This window comes from Microbacterium sp. Root280D1 (assembly GCF_001428975.1).
In the GTDB taxonomy this organism is placed as follows: Bacteria; Actinomycetota; Actinomycetes; order Actinomycetales; family Microbacteriaceae; genus Microbacterium.
In genome coordinates this window covers 689007-710693 of the sequence record NZ_LMJK01000001.1, presented here as the reverse complement: position 1 = coordinate 710693, position 21687 = coordinate 689007, and the positions used below count along the sequence as shown (strand labels likewise).

20 protein-coding genes are annotated in these 21687 nt (G+C 69.0%); 10 read left to right on the top strand and 10 right to left on the bottom strand.

Annotated elements, in window-relative coordinates; translation table 11 throughout:
* Window positions 1-173: 173 nt before the first annotated feature.
* From ASE34_RS03545 to ASE34_RS03525, 5 genes are all read left to right on the top strand, one after another.
* Window positions 174-716: an ECF transporter S component gene (locus ASE34_RS03545; protein ID WP_056276581.1), complete on the top strand. Its 543-nt coding sequence runs from the start codon at window positions 174-176 to the stop codon at window positions 714-716.
* A gap of 99 nt (window positions 717-815) precedes the next feature.
* Window positions 816-2567, top strand: a complete 1752-nt coding sequence (locus ASE34_RS03540; protein ID WP_056276576.1) for an ABC transporter ATP-binding protein — start codon at window positions 816-818, stop codon at window positions 2565-2567.
* Window positions 2564-3382, top strand: a complete 819-nt coding sequence (locus ASE34_RS03535) for an energy-coupling factor transporter transmembrane component T (RefSeq protein WP_056276573.1) — start codon at window positions 2564-2566, stop codon at window positions 3380-3382. Before ASE34_RS03540 ends, ASE34_RS03535 begins: the two co-directional genes overlap by 4 nt.
* Window positions 3383-3393: 11 nt before the next feature.
* Window positions 3394-4269, top strand: coding sequence for a siderophore-interacting protein (locus ASE34_RS03530; RefSeq protein WP_056276571.1), 876 nt, complete (start codon window positions 3394-3396; stop codon window positions 4267-4269).
* The gene (locus ASE34_RS03525) at window positions 4266-4904 is read left to right on the top strand and encodes an ECF transporter S component (RefSeq protein WP_082586489.1); all 639 of its coding nucleotides are present in this window, start codon (window positions 4266-4268) and stop codon (window positions 4902-4904) included. The genes ASE34_RS03530 and ASE34_RS03525 overlap by 4 nt, the downstream gene beginning before the upstream one ends.
* Before the next feature lie 118 nt (window positions 4905-5022).
* On the opposite strand, the gene ASE34_RS03520 is transcribed toward ASE34_RS03525, so the two are convergent.
* On the bottom strand, window positions 5023-6186 hold the full coding sequence (locus ASE34_RS03520; protein WP_053098639.1) for an acyl-CoA dehydrogenase family protein: 1164 nt from the start codon (window positions 6184-6186) through the stop codon (window positions 5023-5025).
* Between the two features lie 163 nt (window positions 6187-6349).
* The gene (locus ASE34_RS03515; protein WP_056277687.1) at window positions 6350-7282 is read right to left on the bottom strand and encodes a M15 family metallopeptidase; all 933 of its coding nucleotides are present in this window, start codon (window positions 7280-7282) and stop codon (window positions 6350-6352) included.
* 83 nt (window positions 7283-7365) lie between these two features.
* Between ASE34_RS03515 and ASE34_RS03510 the strand changes: the two genes are divergently transcribed.
* Both ASE34_RS03510 and ASE34_RS03505 read left to right on the top strand, forming a co-directional pair.
* Entirely contained in the window at window positions 7366-8427 is a 1062-nt protein-coding gene (locus tag ASE34_RS03510) for an Rv2578c family radical SAM protein (RefSeq protein ID WP_056277685.1), read from the top strand.
* A gap of 64 nt (window positions 8428-8491) precedes the next feature.
* Window positions 8492-9031: a YaeQ family protein gene (locus tag ASE34_RS03505; protein WP_053098637.1), complete on the top strand. Its 540-nt coding sequence runs from the start codon at window positions 8492-8494 to the stop codon at window positions 9029-9031.
* 190 nt (window positions 9032-9221) lie between these two features.
* Here ASE34_RS03505 and ASE34_RS03500 read toward each other — a convergent pair whose 3' ends face one another.
* The gene (locus tag ASE34_RS03500) at window positions 9222-11513 is read right to left on the bottom strand and encodes a DEAD/DEAH box helicase (RefSeq protein WP_056276568.1); all 2292 of its coding nucleotides are present in this window, start codon (window positions 11511-11513) and stop codon (window positions 9222-9224) included.
* Window positions 11514-11805: 292 nt separating this feature from the next.
* Between ASE34_RS03500 and ASE34_RS03495 the strand changes: the two genes are divergently transcribed.
* On the top strand, window positions 11806-12702 hold the full coding sequence (locus tag ASE34_RS03495) for an aldose 1-epimerase family protein (protein WP_056276567.1): 897 nt from the start codon (window positions 11806-11808) through the stop codon (window positions 12700-12702).
* A gap of 112 nt (window positions 12703-12814) precedes the next feature.
* Here ASE34_RS03495 and ASE34_RS03490 read toward each other — a convergent pair whose 3' ends face one another.
* The 4 genes from ASE34_RS03490 to ASE34_RS03475 form a co-directional block, all read right to left on the bottom strand.
* On the bottom strand, window positions 12815-16045 hold the full coding sequence (locus ASE34_RS03490) for an efflux RND transporter permease subunit (RefSeq protein ID WP_056276564.1): 3231 nt from the start codon (window positions 16043-16045) through the stop codon (window positions 12815-12817).
* Between the two features lie 21 nt (window positions 16046-16066).
* On the bottom strand, window positions 16067-16657 hold the full coding sequence (locus ASE34_RS03485) for a TetR/AcrR family transcriptional regulator (RefSeq protein WP_056276561.1): 591 nt from the start codon (window positions 16655-16657) through the stop codon (window positions 16067-16069).
* Between the two features lie 99 nt (window positions 16658-16756).
* Window positions 16757-17116, bottom strand: a complete 360-nt coding sequence (locus tag ASE34_RS03480; protein ID WP_056276557.1) for a fluoride efflux transporter FluC — start codon at window positions 17114-17116, stop codon at window positions 16757-16759.
* Window positions 17113-17502, bottom strand: a complete 390-nt coding sequence (locus tag ASE34_RS03475) for a fluoride efflux transporter FluC (protein ID WP_056276554.1) — start codon at window positions 17500-17502, stop codon at window positions 17113-17115. Before ASE34_RS03475 ends, ASE34_RS03480 begins: the two co-directional genes overlap by 4 nt.
* An 86-nt stretch (window positions 17503-17588) precedes the next feature.
* On the opposite strand from ASE34_RS03475, the gene ASE34_RS03470 reads away from it, so the two are divergent.
* A complete protein-coding gene (locus ASE34_RS03470) occupies window positions 17589-19118 on the top strand; it encodes an FAD-dependent oxidoreductase (protein ID WP_056276551.1) in 1530 nt (509 codons plus the stop codon).
* Between the two features lie 3 nt (window positions 19119-19121).
* Here the strand turns inward: ASE34_RS03470 and ASE34_RS03465 are convergent, their stop codons facing one another.
* From ASE34_RS03465 to ASE34_RS03455, 3 genes are all read right to left on the bottom strand, one after another.
* Complete coding sequence (locus ASE34_RS03465) at window positions 19122-19946, bottom strand: nitroreductase family protein (protein WP_053098629.1); 825 nt, start codon at window positions 19944-19946, stop codon at window positions 19122-19124.
* A gap of 4 nt (window positions 19947-19950) precedes the next feature.
* Window positions 19951-20325 carry a hypothetical protein gene (locus ASE34_RS03460; protein WP_056276548.1) on the bottom strand — a complete coding sequence of 125 codons (375 nt, stop codon included), beginning with the start codon at window positions 20323-20325 and terminating at the stop codon, window positions 19951-19953.
* A 162-nt stretch (window positions 20326-20487) separates the two neighbouring features.
* Window positions 20488-21276 carry a MerR family transcriptional regulator gene (locus ASE34_RS03455; RefSeq protein WP_056276545.1) on the bottom strand — a complete coding sequence of 263 codons (789 nt, stop codon included), beginning with the start codon at window positions 21274-21276 and terminating at the stop codon, window positions 20488-20490.
* 196 nt (window positions 21277-21472) lie between these two features.
* Between ASE34_RS03455 and ASE34_RS03450 the strand changes: the two genes are divergently transcribed.
* Window positions 21473-21682 carry a hypothetical protein gene (locus ASE34_RS03450; protein WP_198032368.1) on the top strand — a complete coding sequence of 70 codons (210 nt, stop codon included), beginning with the start codon at window positions 21473-21475 and terminating at the stop codon, window positions 21680-21682.
* Window positions 21683-21687 lie beyond the last annotated feature (5 nt).

The window sequence follows — 21687 nt, the reverse complement described above, 5'->3', positions numbered from 1 at the left end:
CTGCCATCCGGAGGGGTGTTCGACCCATGTGCTTCTCCCGATGATCACGGTGCGACTGCGGTGCCGCACCGCCGTTCAAGCTACGCCCGGCTTCCGTCCACACACCAGGGTCGGGGATTATTCCTGGACGAACGGCCAGCCGTGTCGACAATGGTCGACAGTAGGCTGGAGGGGTGGCCCCCTCCCCCGTTCTGACGACCCGCGTGCTGCTGGTCTGCGCCGCGATCGGCGTCGCCACGGGCATCCTCGGGGGGATCGCCGGGCTCATCACGCCGGTCGTCATCGTGGGCGCTCCGTATCTCTACGGACTCGTGCTCGGCTCGCACGTGCTGCCGGGGATCATCGCTCAGGAGGTGCTGCGCCGCCCCTTCGTGGCCCTCGTCACGCACGTGTTCGCCGCCCTCATCTCGAGCGCGTTCAATCCCGCCTGGACGCTGCGCTTCATCGGCACCGCACTGCTGTTCGGGGCGATCCAGGAGGGCATCGCCGCGCTCACCCGCTACCGCTCCTGGGGCCCTTGGCGCTTCTTCATCTCCGCAGCGATCATCGGGGTCATCGTGGCCGTCGTGGTGTTCTTCGCCGTCGACCTCGCGACCTTCCCGCTGTGGGCGGAGATCTCCTACCTCGTGATCGCGGTGCTCGGTCCGATCGCGTGGACCGCAGCAGGACTCGCGATCGGATCTTCTCTCAGCCGCGCAGGCGTCGCTCGGCGCTGATCACGGCGTCCGAACCTTCCGAGCCGTCCGACCTGTGCAGATCAGGTAAGGCTCAGCTAAGTTAGAACGGTACCGATCCGCTGAAACCGGGGTTATGCCGTGCGCTCATCTGCGCCTCTCCTCCGCGTGCGTGACCTCTCGATCACCCACGCCGATGCTGTGCACCCCTCGCCGCGGGACGTCACCTTCGACATCGATGCCGGCGAGGTGGTGCTGCTGCTCGGCCCTTCGGGTTCGGGCAAGTCGACGCTCACGCTCGCGCTCAACGGGCTGATCCCGCACGCCGTGCCCGCGACCATGACGGGATCGGTCGAGGCCGGCGGAGTCAGCACGGCGGATGCCGACACCGCATCGCTGAGCACCCACGTCGCGATGGTCTTCCAGGACCCGGACGCCCAGATCGTCACCGGCACGGTCTACGACGAGGTCGCCTTCGGCCCCGAGAACCTGCTGTTGTCGCTCGACGAGGTGCGCACGAGAACCGAAGACGCACTGCGCCGTGTCGGCCTGTGGGAGCGGCGCGATGAGAACCCCGATCGCCTGTCCGGCGGCGGGCGTCAGCGTCTCGCGATCGCGTGCGCGTTGGCGATGGGGTCGCCCCTGATCGTGCTCGACGAACCGACCGCGAACCTCGATCCGCAGGGCATCGACGACGTCTACGCCGCACTGACCGACGTGATCGCAGCGGGCGACCGCGGCATCCTGCTCGTCGAGCACAATCTCGACGCCGCGATGGGGTTCCTGACCCGCACGATCGTGCTCGACCGCGCAGGGCGGGTCGTCTTCGACGGACCGCCGGCCCGGATCATCCGGGAGCACGCGGCGGAGCTCGTCGAGATGGGTGTCTGGCTGCCTGCGGCGACACTCGCGGCGCTGCGGATGCGGGATGCCGGAACACTGCATCTCGACGACCTTCCATTGACACCCGAGGAGCTCGCCGCGGCACTGGCGGCGGCATCCGCCACTCCTGACCCGTCCGGTGTGCAGGACCACGGCACGGATGCAGGACCGGATACCGCTGTCTCCTCCGGCATCCGTGCGTCGGTCCTGCAGACGCACGAAGGAATGACGGATGCGGCAGACCGTGCAGCCACTCCGATCGTCCGCGCCCGCGGGCTGACGGTTCGTCGTCACCGCACGGAGATCCTGCACGGCATCGACCTCGACATCGAGGCGGGAACCCTGACGGCGATCGTCGGGACCAACGGCGCCGGAAAGACCACCCTTCTGCAGGCGCTCGCCGGTGTCGTCCCGCCGCCCCGGCGGCAGGTCACGGTCGACGGCATGGACCCCGGGTCGGCCTCGCCGCGCGAGCTCTCGAGCCGCATCGGGTTCGTGTTCCAGAACCCGGAGCACCAGTTCATCGCGCACACCGTGTTCGACGAGCTCGCGCACGGACTTCGGCTGCGGCACACCCCGGATGCCGAGACGCGCGAGCGCGTCGACGCCATGCTGATGCGCTTCGGCCTCGAGGCCAAGGCCGATGTGCATCCGTTCCTGCTCTCGGGCGGCGAGAAGCGCCGCCTCTCGGTCGGCACGGCCCTGATCACCCGCCCGCGGGTGCTCGCCCTCGACGAACCGACATTCGGCCAGGATCGTGCACGGGCGTCCGAGCTCCTCACTCTGCTGCACGACCTGCGTGACGAGGGGACGACGATCGTCATCGTGACCCATGACCTGCAGCTCGTCGCCGAGCACACGTCGCACACGGTGATCTTGAAAGACGGTCGCGTGCACGCCGCCGACCGCACCGACGCGCTCTTCGCCGACGAGACGCCGTTCGTCGAGGCGGGGCTCCGCCTTCCGGCGCTGCAGCGCGTGCTCGCCGCAGCGGGACGGGCGATCGCATGACCGCCCACGCCTTCGACCCGTATGCCGCGATGTCGGCATCGTCTCGGCGCCAGTTCCTGTATGCGCTCAATCCGCTGGCGAAGGTCGCGGGAGTCGCCCCGGCCATGGTGCTGCTGATCTTCGTGCGCGACCTCGCCACGCCCGCCGCCTTCCTGGCACTGTCGCTCGCGCTGATCGTCCTCGGATCGCGGGTGACCTGGCGCATCGCCGCGGTGCTGTTCCTCGCACTCCCACTCGGCATGATCGCCATCGGGCTCGGGTTCTCGCTGTGGGTCGACGCCGAGATCGTGCGCGACACCGCTGCCGTGGTGCAGCTCGGCGACTGGACGCTGCGCCAGGGCGCCCTCGCGATCGGCTTCGCCACGGCTCTGCGGCTCGGCGCGATCGTCTCCCTCGCACTCATCGGCGGCCTGACCACCACCGGCCCCGACCTCGTGCGCGCCAGCGTGCAGCAGCTGCGGGTGCCCTACCGCATCGGCTACACGGCCCTGGCCGCGTTCCGCTTCGTGCCGCGCTTCGGGCACGAGCTCGCGGTGATCAGAGCCGCGCATCGCGTGCGAGGGCACCATGGGGGCAGCAGTCCCTTCGCGCGCATCGCTCGCGGCTGGGGATACATCGTTCCGCTGCTCGCGGGTGCGATCCGCCACGCCGAGCGCGTGGCCCTGGCCATGGACTCTCGGGCCTTCGGCGCGCACTCGACGCGCACCGAGAGGCACCTCGTGCCGTTCCGCATCCGAGACACCGTCTTCATCGTCGCCTCGATCGCCGCATCCGCCGCGATCTTCATGCTCTTCTTCCCCTGGCAGCTGCCCTGAAAGGCGCCCGCATGGCATACAGCAGACTGGTCAAGCCCGAGACCGCCGAACTCCTCCATCTCAGCGTGCTGCGCACCGAGCGCCTCTCCGAGCACTGGATGAGGGTCACGCTCGGAGGCGGTGAGATCGAGAAGTTCCGCCCGATGGGCTTCGACCAGTGGTTCCGCCTGTTCCTGCCGATCGGCGGCGATGCGGGGCTCGACCGCGTTCCCGCGAAGGCGAACAAGATGTTCGGATACCTCAGGTTCCTGCGGATCCCCGACGGCGAGCGCCCGGTCATGCGCAACTACAGCGTGCGCGCGTACCGGGGGGCCACCGCCGAGTCGGGCGCCGAGATCGACATCGACTTCGTGCTGCACGGGTCTGCGGCCGACGGCACGGCCGGCCCCGCGTCGCGCTGGGCGGAGACCTGCGAACCCGGCGAGCACGTGCTCATCATCGACGAGGGCCTCACGTTCAACCCGCAGCGCGGAACGGATCGCGTGGTGCTGGTCGGCGATGAGACGGCGCTCCCCGCGATCGCCTCGATCTGCGCGTCACTGCCTGCGGACGCGACGGGAACGGCGATCATCGAGGTGCCGTCCGAGGCCGACGCTCTGGAGTTCCCGCACCCCGCCGGCGTCGAGATCATCTGGCTCGCGCGGCCGCACGAGTTCGACCCGGGGTCGTTCGCCCTCGCCCGGCTGCGCGAGCTGACGCTGCCGGCAGCGCCGTTCCACGCGTACGCCGCGGGCGAGCAGTCGCTGGCCTCGGGTGCACGCAAGCATCTCGTCGGCGAGCGCGGTGTCGACAAGAACGACGTGAGCTTCTGCGGCTACTGGAAGATCGGCGCGGCCTCGCCCACCTCGAAGGCGGCCCGCGAAGCTGCGGCGGAGCCCCTCGCATGAACGGCGCGGATGCTGTGAACGGTGCGGGGTCGGAAACGCACCGCGAATCGGGCTCCGAGGTGCAGAATCGACCCCGCACCGGCGGCGGACGCTCGCGATTCCGCATCCCGACGGCGATCCTGCTGACGTGCGCGGCACTCGGAGTCGCCGGTGGCGCGCTCCTCGCCCCGGCGAACTGGATCTCGACGATCCTCTTCCCCGGCCTGCCCTTCGTGAGCGTGGCGCTGGCCGGCCTCTGGCTGCTCCCCTCGGTGATCGCCCTCCGCCTGCTGCGGCGCCCACTCGTCGGCCTGCTGGTGGGCCTGCTGGCCGGTCTCGTGATCGTGCCGTTCTCGGGCCACGGCTTCAGCAGCGTGGCCACCAACCTCTGGTGGGCGGCGTTCACCGAGCTGCCGTTCCTGTTCGTCCTCTGGCGCTACTGGGGAACCTGGCTGCACTACCTCGGGGCACTGATCGTCGGCATCGTCTACCCGATCCTCGCCTGGGCCTCGTTCGATCTCGGCAGCTTCGGGCTTCCCCTCCAGATCACCTTCTTCGCCGTGACCCTCGGCAGCTGCCTCGGCGCCACCGCACTCGGCATCCTCATCGCCGATCGGCTGCGCAAGGCCGGCGTCGGTGGCCGACTGCCCCGCTGACCCGCGCTGGCTCCTGTCCGCCTGCGCGCCTGCAGGCCCGTTTCCTGCGGGCAGCCGTGCCATCGACAGGAGAAGGGCCCCGGATGCCGGCATCCGAGGCCCTTCTCTGAGAGGTTCGTCAGCGCTTGCCGACGATCTGGCGGCCGACGAGGTCGCGCATGATCTCGTTCGTGCCGCCGTAGATGCGGTGCACACGGGCGTCGGTGAAGGCGCGGGCGATCGGGTACTCCATGATGTAGCCGTAGCCGCCGTGCAGCTGCACACCCGTGTCGAGCACCTCCCACTCGCGCTCGGTCGCCCAGAACTTGACCTTCGCAGCGTCCTCGGCGGTGAGGGTGCTGTTCTTGTAGGCGAGCAGCGCACGGTCGATGTACGCCCACATCGCGTCGGTGGTCGCCGCCATGTCGGCGAGCCGGAAGCGGGTGTTCTGGAAGTCGGCGATGCGCTCACCGAACGCCTCACGGTCCTTCGTGTAGGCGACGGTCCAGTCGAGGGCGGCCTGGGCGGCAGCGGCCGCGGCCACGCCGATCGACAGCCGCTCGAGCGGCAGGTTCAGCATCAGTTGGATGAAGCCCTGCCCCTCCTTGCCGCTGATGAGGTTCTCGTCGGGGATGAACACGTCGGTGAAGCTGAGCTCGGCCGTGTCCCAGCCGTGGAAGCCCATCTTGCTGAGCTTCTTGCCCTGATCGAAGCCCTCCATGCCCTTCTCGACGAGCAGCAGGCTGAACGCGTCGGGACGGTTGCCCTCACCGGTCTTGACGAAGGTCACCACGACGTCGGCCGTCGAGCCCGACGAGATGAACGTCTTGGCGCCGTTGAGGATGTAGCCCCCGTCGACCTTCTTCGCGTTGGTCTTGATGCCGCGCAGGTCAGAGCCCGCGCCGGGATCGGTCATGGCGAGCGCACCGAGCACCTCGCCCGTTGCCATGCGGGGCAGCCACTTCTCCTTCTGCTCCTGCGTGCCCATGTGTACGAGGTAGGGCACGGCGAGGTCGTCCTGGATGCCGAAGGCACCGGCGAGCGACCCTGCTCCGGAAGCGATGACCTCCTCCATGACGATGGTGCGGAAGCGGTAGTCCTGCAGCATGCCGGCACCGCCGAACTCCTCGGGGACGGACAGTCCGATCAGACCGGCCTCGCCTGCGGCCAGCATCGTCGCCCGGTCGATCTCACCCGCGGCATCCCACCGCTCGATGGCCTCGTTGTTCACGTGGCGCTTGACGAAGTCCTTGACGAGGTCGCGGAAGGCCTCGTGATCCTCTTCGTAGATGTCGCGTTCCATTGCGTCCTCCCGAACGTTCGTGCGTCATTGCTCCGGCGATTCTATGCCGGGTCGCCGACACCGCGACAGCTCGTTGTGAGAATGCATCCCACAATCCGTGAGACTCGGTACCGCGATTGTCGGATGCCGCAATGCGGTCGCACACGCGCCGCTGTCACTGCACTCAGTGGGCGTAATCAGGGGCCGCGGGGAGCCCGAAGAACTCCTCCAGCGTGTGATAACCGCCGTGGTGATACGCCGCCGCGAGCTCGCGTCCGAGATATCGCAGGTGCCAGGGCTCGGGCTTGTATCCGGTGATGCCGGAGCCGACCTGCTCGTAGCGCACGATGAAGCCGTACTCCCAGGCGTTCGCCGCGATCCACTGCCCCTGCACCGTCGCGCCGAACGACTCGATGGCTCCGCACGACGAATCGCACGCCACGAGATCGAGCGCCAGCCCCGTCTGATGCTCGCTGTGACCGGCACGCGCCGACGAGGCGTCCGCTCCCGCCTGCCCGCTGTTGCGCACATGCGAGGCGTGGGTCACGACCTGCAGCTCATACGATCGGTAGCCGTTGTTCGCTCCGATGCGCCCCGCGCCCTCGGCGGCCGCCGCATCCGCCATCTCTCCGACCGCCGCGGCGACGTCCGTCCGCGCCTGACCGGAGCGGGTGGTCATCTGCAGCGGAAGGTCGGCGAGCGCCGACGGCGCGAAGGAGACCGGAGCGAGCGGACGCGCCTTGTTGACGACGACCCAGACGTGAGCCGGGTCGTCGAGCGCGATGCAGGGTGCGTTGCCCGCCACGACAGCGGAACGGAAGCTCTCGCCACCCCCGAAGCCGGCGATGATCGCCGCATCGTCGGCGACGGCTATCGCCTCGAGCACGCTCGGCTCCGAACACGGATCGGCAGCGGTGGTCGCACCGACCTCGACCGCCGGCACCTCCTGCACGACGGACGGCTGCGGCATCGCCAGCTCGTCGGTCGTCTCGGCCACCGGCGCACCGGCCAGCGACAGCAGGACGCCGATCGCCGTCGCCGCGAGACCGATGGGCAGTGCGGGTCCGCGGATCGGGGAGCGCGGCGCCGCATGCTGAGGCTGCGGCGGGAAGAACATGCTTCCATTGTCCCTCATGTCCATTCGAACAGAATTCACACGCTCGGTTGACGGAGTATCGTCTTTATGTTCGAATGGAGGACATGCGGTGGCAAGGACAGAAACTCGGTGACGTCGACGCCGCTGCGCTGCCCGGCCTCGAAGATCGCTCCAGCGTGCTCCGCACGGTGACTACGCCGGAGTTCGCAGGCATGACGTTCCATGAGGTGCTGTCGAAGTCGGCCCTCAACCATGTACCCGGCGCATCGCGCATGCCGTTCGCCTGGACCATCAACCCGTACCGCGGGTGCAGCCATGCCTGCGTCTACTGCTTCGCCCGAGGAACGCACGAGTATCTCGATCTCGACGGCGGATCGGACTTCGATTCGCAGATCGTCGTGAAGGTCAACGTCGTCGAGGTGCTGCAGAAGGAGCTGCGTCGCGGCAGCTGGGAGCACGAGACGGTCGCTCTGGGCACGAACACCGATCCGTATCAGCGCGCCGAGGGTCGGTACAAGCTGATGCCGGGGATCATCGATGCCCTCGCGACGTCGGGCACACCGATGTCGATCCTCACCAAAGGCACCCTGATCAGGCGCGACATCCCGCTGCTGGTGCGGGCGGCGCAGCGTGTTCCCGTCGACATCCAGATGTCCATCGCGATGTACGACGACGATCTGCAGAAGGCGATCGAACCCGGGACTCCGACGACCCAGGCACGGCTCGACACGGTACGCGCACTGCGGGATGCCGGCTTCCGCGTCACCGTCTTCCTGATGCCGATCATGCCCCACATGACCGACTCGGTCGAGGCGATCGACACCGCCCTGCGGCGCATCAAGGAGGCCGGAGCGAGCCGCGTGATCTACGGCGCCCTGCACCTGCGCGCCGGAGTGAAGCCCTGGTTCATGCTGTGGCTCGAGGGTTTCCGCCCCGACCTCGTGTCGTCGTATCGCGGGTTGTACCCCGGAGTCTCCGCCGAGGCGCCGAAGGGCTACCGCCAATGGCTCGCGAAGCGCGCACGGCCGCTGATCAGACTGCACGGACTCGATGGGCAGCACGAGGACGACTACCCCGTGCGCGGCATCCGGGCTTCTGCACCGCACGGGAGGCCGGCGCCCGCATTCACGCCAGCGCCCGCCCCCGCACAGCCGATGCTGTTCTGAACGCCGGTCCGGTGGAGCGTCGGAGGTCGGGAAGCCACCCCCGGGGCGCGTAGGCTCGAGCGTTATGGCTACCGGCTCCACGATGCACACGTTCGACGTCCAGTTGGCCGACATGGATCGCGGTGTCTACGACGACTACTCGCTGCGCGTGGCGCGGCATCCGTCCGAGACCGACGCCTACATGCTGACCCGCGTGCTCGCCTATGGACTCGAGTTCACCGAGGGCATCGCATTCGGCGGCGGCATCTCGCAGACCGATGAGCCCGCCGTGCTGGTGCGCGACCTCACCGGGAAGACGACGGCGTGGATCGAAGTCGGCGCCCCCGATGCAGAGCGCCTCCACTACGGCAGCCGCCTCGCCGAGCGCACCGTCGTCTATACGCACCGCGACCCCGCGAAGGTCATGGCGCCGTGGGCCGACAAGCGCATCCACCGCTCCGAGGACCTCCGGGTCTACAGCTTCGACCCCGGCTTCATCGACTCCGCGGCACCGCTCATCGCACGCCGCAACACGATGACGCTCACCGTGACCGAGCAGGTGCTCTACCTCGACCTCAACGGCACGACACTGACCACGGCCATCCACGAGCACCAGCTCGGCTGAGCCGCACGCTCGGAAGGAGATCACGCGCTCCGTAGGAGCGATCCGACGCGTCAGCCCTTCGGAGTGAGAGATCTCCTTCGCAGGACGCGCACCCGACCGCACCGCGCATCCCTGTGCCGCAGATCGGCCGAGCAAACGACGAAGGCCCCGCCGCCGCGAATGCGGGAGCGAGGCCTTCGAACGTGACGGATCAGGCCGTGAGGTCGGCGGCGGTCGGCACGCGACCGGCGATCTCCTCGATCAGGTCGTCGTCGATGCGCGCGTTCTCGAATGGCGCGTCGATCTCCGCACGCTCCAGCAGCTCGGTCATGCGACGCTGGCGCTGACGCGTGATGAGCGTGACGACGCGTCCCGAGCGACCGGCGCGGCCGGTGCGGCCTGAACGGTGCAGGTACGTCTTGTACTCGTCAGGAGCGTCGGCCTGCACGACCAGGTCGATGTCGTCGACGTGGATTCCGCGGGCGGCGACGTCGGTGGCGACGAGCACGTTCACGCGACCCGACGTCAGGCGCTCCAGGTTGCGCGTGCGCTTGGCCTGGTTGAGGTCACCGTGCAGCGAGACCGCGGGGATGCCGGCGTCGTCGAACTGCTCGGCGAGCATGTCGGCGTAGGCGCGGGTGCGGGCGAAGACCAGGGTCTTGCCGTCGCGGTCGACGAGCGAGGTGAGGATCTCGGCCTTGTCGCGGTGCTCGATCACGAGCACACGGTGCTCGATGGTGCTCGAGTCCTGATCTTCACCGGCGACCTCGTAGACGGCCGGGTCGACGAGGAACTCGTCGACGAGTGCCGCGACCTCACGGTCGAGCGTGGCCGAGAAGAGGAGCTTCTGGCTGCCGTCGGCCGTGTGACGCAGGATACGCTGCACGGGCTCGACGAATCCGAGCTCGCACATGTGGTCGGCCTCGTCGAGCACCGCGATGCGGCAGTCGGAGAGGTCGAGCTTGCCCTGGTTGATGAGGTCCTCGACACGACCGGGGGTGCCGATGACGATGTCGACGCCCTTCTTCAGCGCACCCACCTGACGGCCCTGCGGGACGCCACCGTAGATCTGCGTGGTGAACAGGCCGACGCTGCGGGCGATCGGCTGGATGGTCCGGTCGATCTGCAGTGCGAGCTCGCGCGTGGGAGCGAGGATGATCGCGCGCGGCGAGCGGCCGAACTCACGGCGCTTGCCCGCCTGCGACTGCAGCACGCGCTCGACGAGCGGTGCGCCGAAGGCGATGGTCTTGCCTGAGCCGGTGCGGCCACGGGCGAGGACGTCGCGCCCCTCGAGCACGGCCGGGATGCTGGCCGCCTGGATGGGGAACGGAGTCGCCGCTCCCATGCCGACGAGGGTCTCGACGATGTTGGATCCGAGACCCAGGTCGCCGAAGGTCACACCGTCGACCTCGACCGCCGCGACGGACTTGGCCTCGAGGCGCTCGTGCACGACGTCGTCCGTCGGCTCGAACTTCTTGGCGGGTGCCGCGCTCGATGTGGCGTTCCAGTCGTTACGGCTGGGTCGCTCATTGCGCGACGGCCGCCCGCGGGTGTCTGACGTCAGCGGGCGGGGACGATCGGTGCGGTACGCGCCACCGGTCGAGGGACGCGAACGCTCGTCACGCCCACCCTCGATCGACCGCTGCGTGCGGTCGCGGTCGAAGGCACGGCGTGCGCGGTCGGCGTCGTAGGAACGCTCGGCGCCGCGGTCATCGCGACGCGGGCCCGCGCCACGGTCGTCACGACGCGGGCGGTCGTCACGGTCGAAGCGGGGACGCTCGGATGCCGCGCGGTTGAAGCGCGGACGCTCGGATGCGCCGCGGTCGTCGCGCTGCGGGCGCTCGTCACGGGAGAAGCGCTGACCACCGCGATCGTCGCGGAAGCCGCCGGAGCGCTGGTCACGGCCCGGACGTCCGCCATCGCGGTGATCGTTGTCGCGGAAGCCCTGGCGCTGCGTGCCCGCACCGCGGTCGTCGCGGCGCGGACGCTCGTCGCGCTGGCCGCCGCGCTCATCGCGGTACGTACCGGGACCGGTCGGACGCTGGCCGCCGCGGTCATCGCGACGCGGACGGTCGAAGCCCGTGGAGGAACGGTCGTTGTAGCGGGGGCGCTCGGCACGATCGTCGAAGCGCGGACGCTCGGAACCGCCACGGTGCGGTGCCTCGCGGCGACCCGACTCCGCACGGTTGCGGATGCCACGGGCCTCATCGCGACCCGCGCGCTCCTGCGAGGACCAGCGCTGCTTGGGTGCGCCCTCTTCTGCGGGACGGTAGCCGCGGTGGCTGGCGCTGCGGCTGCCGGGACGACGGTCGACGCCGGCCGCCGGGGTGCGCCGCTCGCCGGCATCCGCTCGTCCGCCCCGCACGTCGCGGGAATCGCGGGTGCCGCGAGCGCTGTCGCGCCCACCGGCGTGGCGGTCGTGGAACGAGGTCTTGTTCGCGCCGTAGCGCGGCTCGAAGTTGGCGGAGGGGCGTCCGCCGCGGGGCTTCTTGTTCTTGGGCATGGGTGTGTCCTTCTGAGTTCTCGCACGAGAACAGCGCCGCGCACACGCGCGAGCACCCAGCGCCGGATCGGATGCGATCGGACGGGGTTCCGGACTGTCAGCGGCCGGGGCCATTCATGTGATGGTTGATTAGCGTCGAGCGACGCTCACCATCGGCCCCTGGACTCACACTTCTTACACAAAAACGTCCGCGCCATGCGCGGGTGTCCGAAGCCGACCCATCAAGTGTAGCGGTCGCACCTGAAAAACCGCCCAGCCCCATCGCGGATGCTGCTCGCCATACGATTGCGGAGTGAACTCCGCATCCCCCACCGGCACACAGGTGCACCTCCAGCTCGGCGACGTCAGCGCTCAGATCGCGCAGGTCGGCGCATCCCTCCGCTCGCTCCGCATCGGATCCGTCGATCTGATCGCCCCGTATCCACTCGACTCGCCGACCCCTTCCTGCTCGGGCGTCGTGCTCACGCCCTGGCCGAATCGCGTCAGGGATGGAGTCTGGAACGACGAGGGCACCGAGCGGCAGCTCGCGATCACCGAGCCGAAGTTCATGAACGCCAGCCACGGGCTGCTGCGATTCACGGCCTACGCGATCGAGGAGACGGCGTCGGCGACGACGCTGAGCGCCACGATCGTGCCGCAGACGGGCTACCCCTATCTCGTCGAGACCAGTGTCACCTACGTGCTGCGTGCCGACGGGATCGACGTCACGCACGCGCTGACCAACCGTTCCGCCACTGCGGCACCGGTGGCACTCGGCACGCATCCGTTCGTGACGATCGGCGACGTCGACCCGCACGAGCTCGTGCTGCGGGTGCCGGCGCAGACCGCGTTCGACACCGACGAGCGCATGCTCCCCACGGGCACGCACCCGGCGGATGCCGCGCTGCGCGACGGAGTGCGCATCGGCGATGTGAGCCTCGACACCGGATTCACCGACCTCCACCGTGATGCCGACGGGCTGGTCCGGCACTCGCTGACCGCCCCCGACGGTCGGCGACTCACCCTCTGGCAGGGCGCCGGGTTCGACTTCGTGCAGGTCTACACGACCGACAAGTACCCGGGCCAGTCCCTCGCGGTGGCGATCGAGCCCATGACCGCGCCCGCCGATGCACTGAACAGCGGTGTCGGCCTGCGCCGCCTCGCCCCCGGTGAGACCTGGACCCTCGACTGGGGCATCACGCTCGACTGAGCTCGGCGGCGCCCGCTCCACAACTCCGCCGGAAACGGCTGACGCCCGCCCGGAATGAAGTTCCGGGCGGGCGTCAGACTCCGTCGTGCGGAGGACGGGACGGCGAGGGCGACTACTCGCCGCGCTCGCGCAGCTCCCGGCGCGTCAGCTGATTCGCGTGCGGCAGCGACGAACCCGATTCCGCCGAGCCCGATTCCGACGTGCCCGCGCCGGCCAGCGCCAGATCGCCCGAAGGACGAGGGCCGTCCGAGGGGTCCGAGTCGCCGTTCGGTGCAGAGCCGTCGTCGCCCGACCCCGCCTTGCGGGCGCGTCGCCGCTCCTTCGCACCCTCGACCAGGTTGTAGAGCGTCGGCAGAACGATCAGCGTCAGAACGGTCGATGAGATGAGTCCACCGATCACGACGATGGCGAGCGGCTGCGAGATGAACCCGCCGTGCCCGGTGATGCCGAGTGCCATCGGGGTGAGCGCGAAGATCGTCGCCAGCGCCGTCATGAGGATCGGACGCAGACGCTTCTCGCCACCGGCCTTCACCGCATCGATCGTCGACAGCCCCTTCTCGCGATACTGGTTGACGAGGTCGATGAGCACGATCGCGTTGGTCACGACGATGCCGATGAGCATCAGCACACCGATCAGCGAGGCGACGCCGAGCGGCACACCCGTGACGATCTGCAGCAGGATCGCGCCCGTGGCCGCGAACGGCACAGAGACGAGCAGCAGCAGCGGCTGACGCAGCGACTTGAACGTCGCGACCATCACGACGTAGACGATCAGGATCGCGGCGAGCATGGCGAGCCCGAGCTGCGAGAACGAGTCGGCCTGCTGCGAGGCGACACCGCCCACCTCGGCCGACGCGCCGTCAGGCAGGTCGACCGCGGCCAGCGCCTCGGTGACCGACTGGGTCGCCACGGCGAGGTTGTCGGATGCCGGGGGCACCGTGATCGTGGCGGTGCGGCGTCCCTGCTCGGTGGTGATGGAGGTCGGGCCGTTGCGCTCCTCGACGGTCGCGATGTCCTGCAGCTGCACCACACCGGTGGCACTCGGGATGGTGAGCTCACGAAGCGCCTGCGCGGTGGCGGGCGGCTCGGATGCGGCGAGGTAGATCGTCAGCGCGGTGTCGTCGATCTCGACCGTGCCCACCTGCTGGGGGCGCATCGTGTTCGAGACGATGGATCCGACGGCGACCTCCGACAGTCCACGCTGCGCGGCGGCGTCGCGGTCGACGACCACGGCCAGGTACGGCAGAGCCGCGGCGAGGTTGTCGGTGACCTGTCCGATGCCGTCCCGACCGTCGAGCTCGTCCACCACGGCGGTGGTGGCGGTCTGCAGGTCTTCGGAGTCGGATGCCGAGACGGTGATCTCGATGTCGCTCGAGCCGAGTCCGGCGGAGGCGGCGACCGACACCTCACCGACGTCGGTGAGCCCCTCGATCGCGTCCTGGACATCGGCTCGGAGCTTCTCCTGGTCGGCATCCGCGTCGGTGAGCACCGAGTAGGTCACGCCCGCTCCGCCCGAGAACGCGTCACGCAGGGCGGATCCGCTCGAGCCGATCGAGGCCTGCACGTGGGTGATGCCGTCGATGTCGAGCAGTGCGTCCTCGACGGCGATCGCCGCCTCCGACTTGGTCTCCAGGCTCGCGGTCGGGCCGAGGTCCTGCGTCACCGTCATGGTGTTCTGACCGGAGTCGCTGAGGAAGTTGATCTTCATGAGCGGTGCGGCGGCGAGCGTCGCACCGAGCACCACGACGGCGAGCACGACGGTCAGGCCGGAGTGCTTCAGCGTCCAGCCGAGGATCGGACGGTAGCCCTTCTGCAGTCGCGTCGGCGGAGCGTCCGGGTCCTCCGGGTCGATCTGCACGCCGTTCTCATCGAGCAGCGGCTTGCCCGGGCGGAGGAACCAGTACGCGAGCACCGGCACGATGGTCAGCGAGACCAGCAGTGACGCGACCATCGCGATCGACACGGTCATGGCGAACGGCCGGAACAGCTCGCCGACCATGTCGCCGACGAACACGATGGGCAGGAAGACGGCGACCGTCGTGATGGTCGAGGATGTGACCGCCATCGCCACCTCGCGCACCGCCAGACGGATGGCGTCTCCCTTGTCGGCATCCCCCACGTAATGGCGTTTGATGTTCTCGATCACGACGATCGAGTCGTCGACCACACGGCCGATCGCGATCGTGAGCGCGCCGAGGGTGAGGATGTTCAGCGAGTAGCCGAACGCCTGCAGCCCGATGAAGGTGATGAGCACGCTGGTGGGGATCGAGATCGCCGTGACGAGCGTCGAGCGGATCGACAGCAGGAACACGAGGATGACGATCACGGCGAAGACGAGTCCGAGCAGGCCCTCGGTGGCGAGCGTCTCGATGGACTGCTGGATGAACGGAGCCTGGTCGAAGATGATCGTGAACTCGGCGTCGGGGAAGGCCTCGCCGATCGTGTCGAGCGCGGCGATGACACCCTGCGACACCTCGACGGTGTTCGCGGCCGGCAGCTTGGTGATCGAGATCGAGAGGGCGTCCTTGCCGTCGACGCGCGAGATCGACGAGATGGGGTCGCTCTCCTGCACCACCGTGGCGACGTCGCCGATGCTCTCGGTGGTGCCGACGAGCGGCAGCGCCGCGAGTTCATCGACCGAGGTGATCTTCGCACCGGTCTGGACGGTGAGCGTCTGGCCGTTCTCGGTGATGTCTCCGCCGGGGAACAGCGTGCCGTTCTGCTGCAGCGCCGTGGTGATGGCCTGCGTGCTCTGACCGATCGCCGCCAGCTTCGAGACGTCGGGTGTGATCGTGATGCGCTGGCCGACGCCGCCGATGATCTCCGCGGCGTTGACCCCGTCGACGTCTTCGAGTTCGGGGATCGCGACGCTCTGCAGCTCGGCCTGTGCGTTCTCGGCGTCCTCGAAGCCGGTCACGGCGACCTGGATCACCGGGAAGTCATCGATCGACACCGTCAGCACCTGCGGGCTCACGTCTTCCGGCAGCTGCCCCGAAATGCGGTTGATCGCCTGCTGGATCTTCTGCTCGGCGGTCGCGAGGTTGGTGCCGTAGGCGAAGGTGGCCTGCACGATCGAGGCGTTCGTCGTGCTCGTGGCGGTCGTGCCCTCGAGGCCGGGGACACCCTGGATCGCCGACTCGATGGGGGTCGAGACGTCGTTCTCGACGACCTCGGGCGAGGCGCCGGGGTAGGTCGTCATGACCATCAGGTTGGGCAGCTCGAGCGACGGGATGAGCTCCTGCTTGAGGTTCGTCAGAGCGAGCCCGCCGAACACGGCGGCGACGATCGTGATCAACGCGATCAGTGCGCGGTTCTTCAGACTCAGGACGGCGAGGTTCGACAAGGCGGATTCTCTCTCTGCGGGTCAGGCGGATGCTGCGGCGGTGGGTGCGGAGGTGGACGCCTGAGGAGTGAGGATCCCGGCGAGGGCGTCGCGGATGAGCTCTTCGTCGAGCGGCTCGTCGTGGATCTGAGAGTGCCAGAGTACGCCGTCGATGAAGACGGCTGCGGCCCTCGCTCTGTCGACCCCGTGAACGGGCGCGATGAAGCCGACGATCTCGTCGGACCACAGTCGCGCGAACTGCCGGACGCGCGGGTCATGCACCGCGGCGGTCACGACGGCGCGGTCGGCCTGGACTGCGCGTGCGTCCTCGAGCCCGCGGCGCACGAGGCGCGCGAGCCCCTCTGGCGTCACTCCCTCGATCACGACGGCCCGTCGTGTCGCGTCGATGCGCGCCTCGATCTCGGCGGCCAGCGCTCCGATCGCCGCGTCACGCAGATCGTCGAGCGTGGCGAAGTACTGCGTCGTCGATCCCAGCGGCACTCCGGCCCGGGCTGCGACCTTGCGGTGGGTGAGTGCGTCGACGCCGATCTCGACGATCAGCTCGGCTGCCGCGGTGATGATCTCGCGACGGCGCGCTTCAGGATCGCGGCGGCGGCGCGTGCCATCGCTCATCCTGACCCCCAGCGCGATCATTCCTGTACGGGCGTACATGTACGTTTGTACATTCTGCATCGCCAAGCTGTGGGTTCGCCCGGATCCCGGCGTCGACGGTCAGAGCGTCGACCCGAGCGCCAGCCCGAGACCAGCGGCGATCAGCCCGAGCAGAAGCATCCCGATGGCGTTGACAGCGGATGCTCTGCGCTGACCGTCTCGCCACAGCACCACGGTGTCGAGCATGGCGGTGCTGAACGTCGTGTATCCGCCGAGAAGACCGGCCCCGACCACGAACGACTCGGACGGCAGTGCCGTGGTCAGCAGGCCCAACGCGAACGATCCGGTGAGATTGACGACGAGGATGCCCCAAGGGAGGCGGCGTCCGACGACCTTCGACACACCGAGGTCGATGACGTACCGGAGGAGGGCTCCCACCCCTCCGGCGAGTGCGGCCGCGACGAACAGCAGCGGAGTCATGCCCTCCCTCCCGCAGGGAGCGTCGGTCGACGCGGGCGTCCGAGTCGCAGGCCCGCCGCGGCGGCAGCGAGTCCCAGGACCAGACTGGCGGCCGCATACGCGAATGCGAGCACCGGGGCGTCGCCCCAGAGCGCGACCGTTCCGGTCATGAACGCGCTGTAGGTCGTGAAGCCGCCGAGCACGCCCGTGCCGAGCAGCAGTCTGAGCTCCGTGGCGCCGGGCAGGCGCGCGGCGAGAAGGCCGATCAGCAGCGATCCGAGCACGTTCACGACGATCGTCGCGACAGGCACGCCCCCGACATCCGGCATCAGCAGACCGATCGCGAGCCGAGCGGCGGTGCCGATGCTGCCGCCGACGAAGACGAGGAGCAGGCGGCGAAAGGTCACCCGGCAACTCTATCCGCGCCGTTGCAACGCATCCCTCGAATGTCAACCCGTTGGGCGAAGCCGGTCGGCGGGCGAAGACTGAGGCCATGAAGCCACTGTGGAAGCTCGACCGGACCCCGCCCATCGGCACACCGTTCGACCCCGGCGCACGACACGACGTGATCATCGTGGGTGCGGGCCTCACCGGCCTCAGCACGGCGGTCATGCTCACGCGCGCCGGTCTCGACGTCGCCGTGATCGAGGCGGGATCCGTCGCCGAGCTCGCGACCGGCGGCAACACCGGCAAGCTCACCCTGCTGCAGGGGAAGCGTCTCGCCGAGATCCGCAAGCACCACTCCGCGGCGCTCGTGCAGGCCTACGTCGAGGGAAATCGCGAGGGCATGGACTGGCTGGTCGGCTTCGCCGATCATGCGGGAGTCAGCTACGAGCGACGGATCGACCACTCGTACGCGCAGGACGCCGGCGGCATCGACTCGGTGCGCGAAGTGCACGAGGCGGCGCGGGAGGCGGGCCTCGAGACCAGGATGCTCACGCGAGGAGAGCTGGCCGGTGCGGCCTTCCCCGCAGCGGGAGCCGTGGCGCTCGACGACCAGGTGACCATCGATCCGGCACTCGTCACCCACGCGCTCGCGGACGAGCTTCTCTCCGCCGGAGGAACCCTGCACACCGGCGTCCGGGTCACGGCGACGCATGCGCTGCCCGACCCTCGAGTCGAGACGCTGCTGGGCCCGATGTTCGCCGATCACATCGTGATCGCGACCGGGTACCCGATCCTCGACCGGGGACTCTACTTCGCGAAGATGCGCGCCTTCCGCTCGTACTGCGTCTCGTTCCGCCTCCCCGGCGGCGTGCCGGACAGCACGTTCATCTCGGTCGACAGCCCCACGCGCTCGATCCGCCCGGTGTCGGATGCGGACGGCCCCGGCGGTCCTGCGCGACTGGTGGTCGGCGGAAACGGCCATTCCGTCGGCCGCTCGGACGGCGAGACCGCCGCGATCGACGATCTGGTCGAGTGGACGAGGCGGTACTTCCCGGATGCCGAGGAGACCCACCGCTGGTCCGCCCAGGACTATCAGTCGAACAACCAGATCCCGTTCGTCGGCGCCATGCCCCGGGGTCTCGGCCGCATCCGCTTCGCGACCGGGTACGCCAAGTGGGGCCTGTCGAACGCCCCCGCCGCCGCCCTGCGTCTCACCGCGGAGATCCTCGGTGCGAACTGGCACGACCGACCGTCGTGGATGGTCAAGATCGGCACGAGGCTCACCGTGCCGGCCGATCTGGCCCGCGGGGCCATCGAGGGCGCCAAGGTCGCCGCCGCCGCGACGACCGGGTGGGTCGACGCCGAGCGTCGCCCCGTGCCGGTCCCGAAGCCGGCAGAGGGCGAGGGCGTGGTCGCGAACCGCAGCGGCCGACCCGTGGGCATCTCGACGGTCGACGGCGTCACTCGGGCCGTCTCGGCCGTGTGCCCGCACCTCGGAGGCGTGCTCGACTGGAACGACGCCGAGTGCACGTGGGACTGCCCGCTGCACGCCTCGCGCTTCACGGCGGACGGCACGCGCATCGAGGGGCCGGCGCTGCAGGACCTCAAGCCCCTGCCCCGCAAGGTCGGCGGCTGAGGCTCAGCCCGCCGTCGGCGCTCCGGCGCCCGGCGGCGGCGCGTCCCATCCCTGCTGCGGCTGGTCGCAGTTCTCGCGGAACACGTACTGCGAGGCGAGCTTGCGCTGATGGCTCGACCAGTCGATGGCCGGGCGGCGCTGCTCGGGCGGCAGATAGCCGAGGCGGTACACCGCCATGAGCTCGAGGTCGTCCGGCACGCGCAGCAGCTTGACGATCTCGTCCCACTGCCCAGGGACCTCCATCGGGAACGAGATGAACTGGATGCCCATGCCGAGCTCGACCGTGGTGAGCCAGACGTTCTCCATCGCCGCGCCCATGCTGAACACCGAGTAGAACGACGACAGCTGGCCCGGTCGGTATTCGCTGCGATCGAGCATCACGCCGAGCAGCAGCGGCGATCCCGCGACGAGCTTGTGATTCTCCTCCCCGAGGGTCTTCGGCACCCCGAACGTGTTCATCAGCTTCTGGCCGCGCTTGGTGAACACCTGACTCGTGAACGGGCGGAGGGCCGCGGGGAGCTTGTCGAACAGCATCCCGCTGCGCTTCTCCTCCATCTCGGCCTGGCTGAAACGGAAGTACGGCTTGTAGCGTTCGAAGAACGTGCCGTTCGACATCGCCTCGGTCATGCTGTCGCCCGAGATGCGTGCGATCTTGTCGATCGTGTCGCGGTTCTCGACGACCACGAACCGCCACGGCTGGCTGTTCAGCTGCGACGGCGCCCGACCTGCCGCCTCCAGCAGGATGCGCTGATGCTCCTCCGATACCGGGTCGGGCAGGAAGGGCCCGTTCGTGGTCTTGCGGCGGCGGATGGCGTCGAGCAGTTCCATGCGTTCACTTCCGGTCGGTGGCGAGGCGCGAGCAGACGAGGCCCGCGACGATGAAAGGGGCTGCGGCGAGCGCGACGAGCGGATGCCGTCGGCTGTGCGTGCCGAGATACGGGATGGCGGCGAGCGGCGCGGCGGCGGGCGCGAGGGCCAGGGCCGCGCGACGGCTCGCGTGCTTCGGCCGGCCCCAGAGGATCGCCGAGAACGCGGCGGCCGAAGTGGCGCACGTCGCTATGTAGATCGCATGGTGCAGCCAGCGGAAGCTGCTCGTGTCGATGAGTCTCGCGGCGACGGCCGAACCGAGGGCGACGTTCGCGGTGTAGGCGACGGCCGCCGCCGCGAACAGCGGCGCGGCATCCGTGCGTCTGCGTCGGTGGCCCATGCCATGACCCTACGCCCACCTCCGGCATCCGCTCCCGGCCTTGATCCGGTGTCCGCACCTGTGCAATGCCGTGACTCCCGTGCGGGGTCGAGAACACATCGGAATCGGGTGATTCGGATGCGCTCTCGACCCCGCGGCGACCGGCGAAGGCGGTGCAGCGGGTTACAGGTTGCCGTCCGCGTAGATGCGGAGCGCGTCGCGGACGAACTCGGCGCCCTGCGTTCCGCCGGCGGACGTGGCGTAGTTCGCGCCGAAGCGCGGGTCCGCGACGTACATCTCGCCGAGGCCGATGACGTACGCCTTGACGTCGCCGCCGGGCACGGCCGCGGGAGTGCCCGGGATGCCGGTCAGCCACTCGACGTGACGGCGGGCGATGTCCTGAGCCTCGGCGGACGCCGGATCGATGCCGCTCTCGGCGGCAGCTGTCCAGTCCCGGCCGAGGTCGGAGACGCGCTGCTGCCAGTCGGCGCGATCGGCGTCGGTCATCCCGCGCCACCAGCGGTCGCTGTCGGCGTAGGTCTTCCGACCCCAGCGCTGCTCGACCTCCTCCTTGTAACGGGTGTGGTCGAAACCGTCGAACATGTTCTCTGCCATGAGTTCTTCACCTCCTCTCAATGCGTTGATGGTGTTCTCGACCGACGCGATCTGCCGCGCCAGTCGGTTCTGTTCCTCGCGCAGCAGCTCGAGGTGCGTCTCCAGCGCGGATTCCTCGCTCTGCCGTGCGTTCACCGGGTCGAGCACCTCGGCGATCTGCGGCAGACCGAGTCCGAGCTCGCGCAGCAGCAGAATGCGCTGCAGGCGCACGAGCGCCGCCTCGTCGTAGTGCCGGTAGCCGTTGTGCGCGATGCGCGAGGGCGGCAGCAGGCCCACGTCGTCGTAGTGACGCAGGGTTCTGCTCGTGGTGCCCGCGAGACGGGCGATGTCCTGGATCGACCATTCGCGACCGGCCATCTCGTCCTCCTTCCCTGGAACTGATGATGACTCCACGGTAGAAGTTGACGCTGCGTCAATGTCAAGTGAATCCACGCATGTCAGCATTCTGCACTCGAATGACTAGCTTTCGTGACGCAGCGATGACAGCCTCCGTGTGTAACGACAAAACGGAGGTGGACAGATGTCCCTAATGGCGGCAATGGAGCCGATGCTGATGAAGCGCCGCGCACAGGACGCACTGGATGAGGCGATCCTGCGTCTCGATGCCTGGTGGCTGGTGGTGATCGCGGCGATTCTCGTGTTCGGCGTCGCGTTCCTGGCAGCGCTGGCGCTGTGGTGCTTCTTCAAGGCGGGTGGCAGGCGCTTCACCGGCAACTGGCAGTGGGGCAAGAGCGGCGTCTCAGTGTGGATCGAATGCGTCTAACCCCT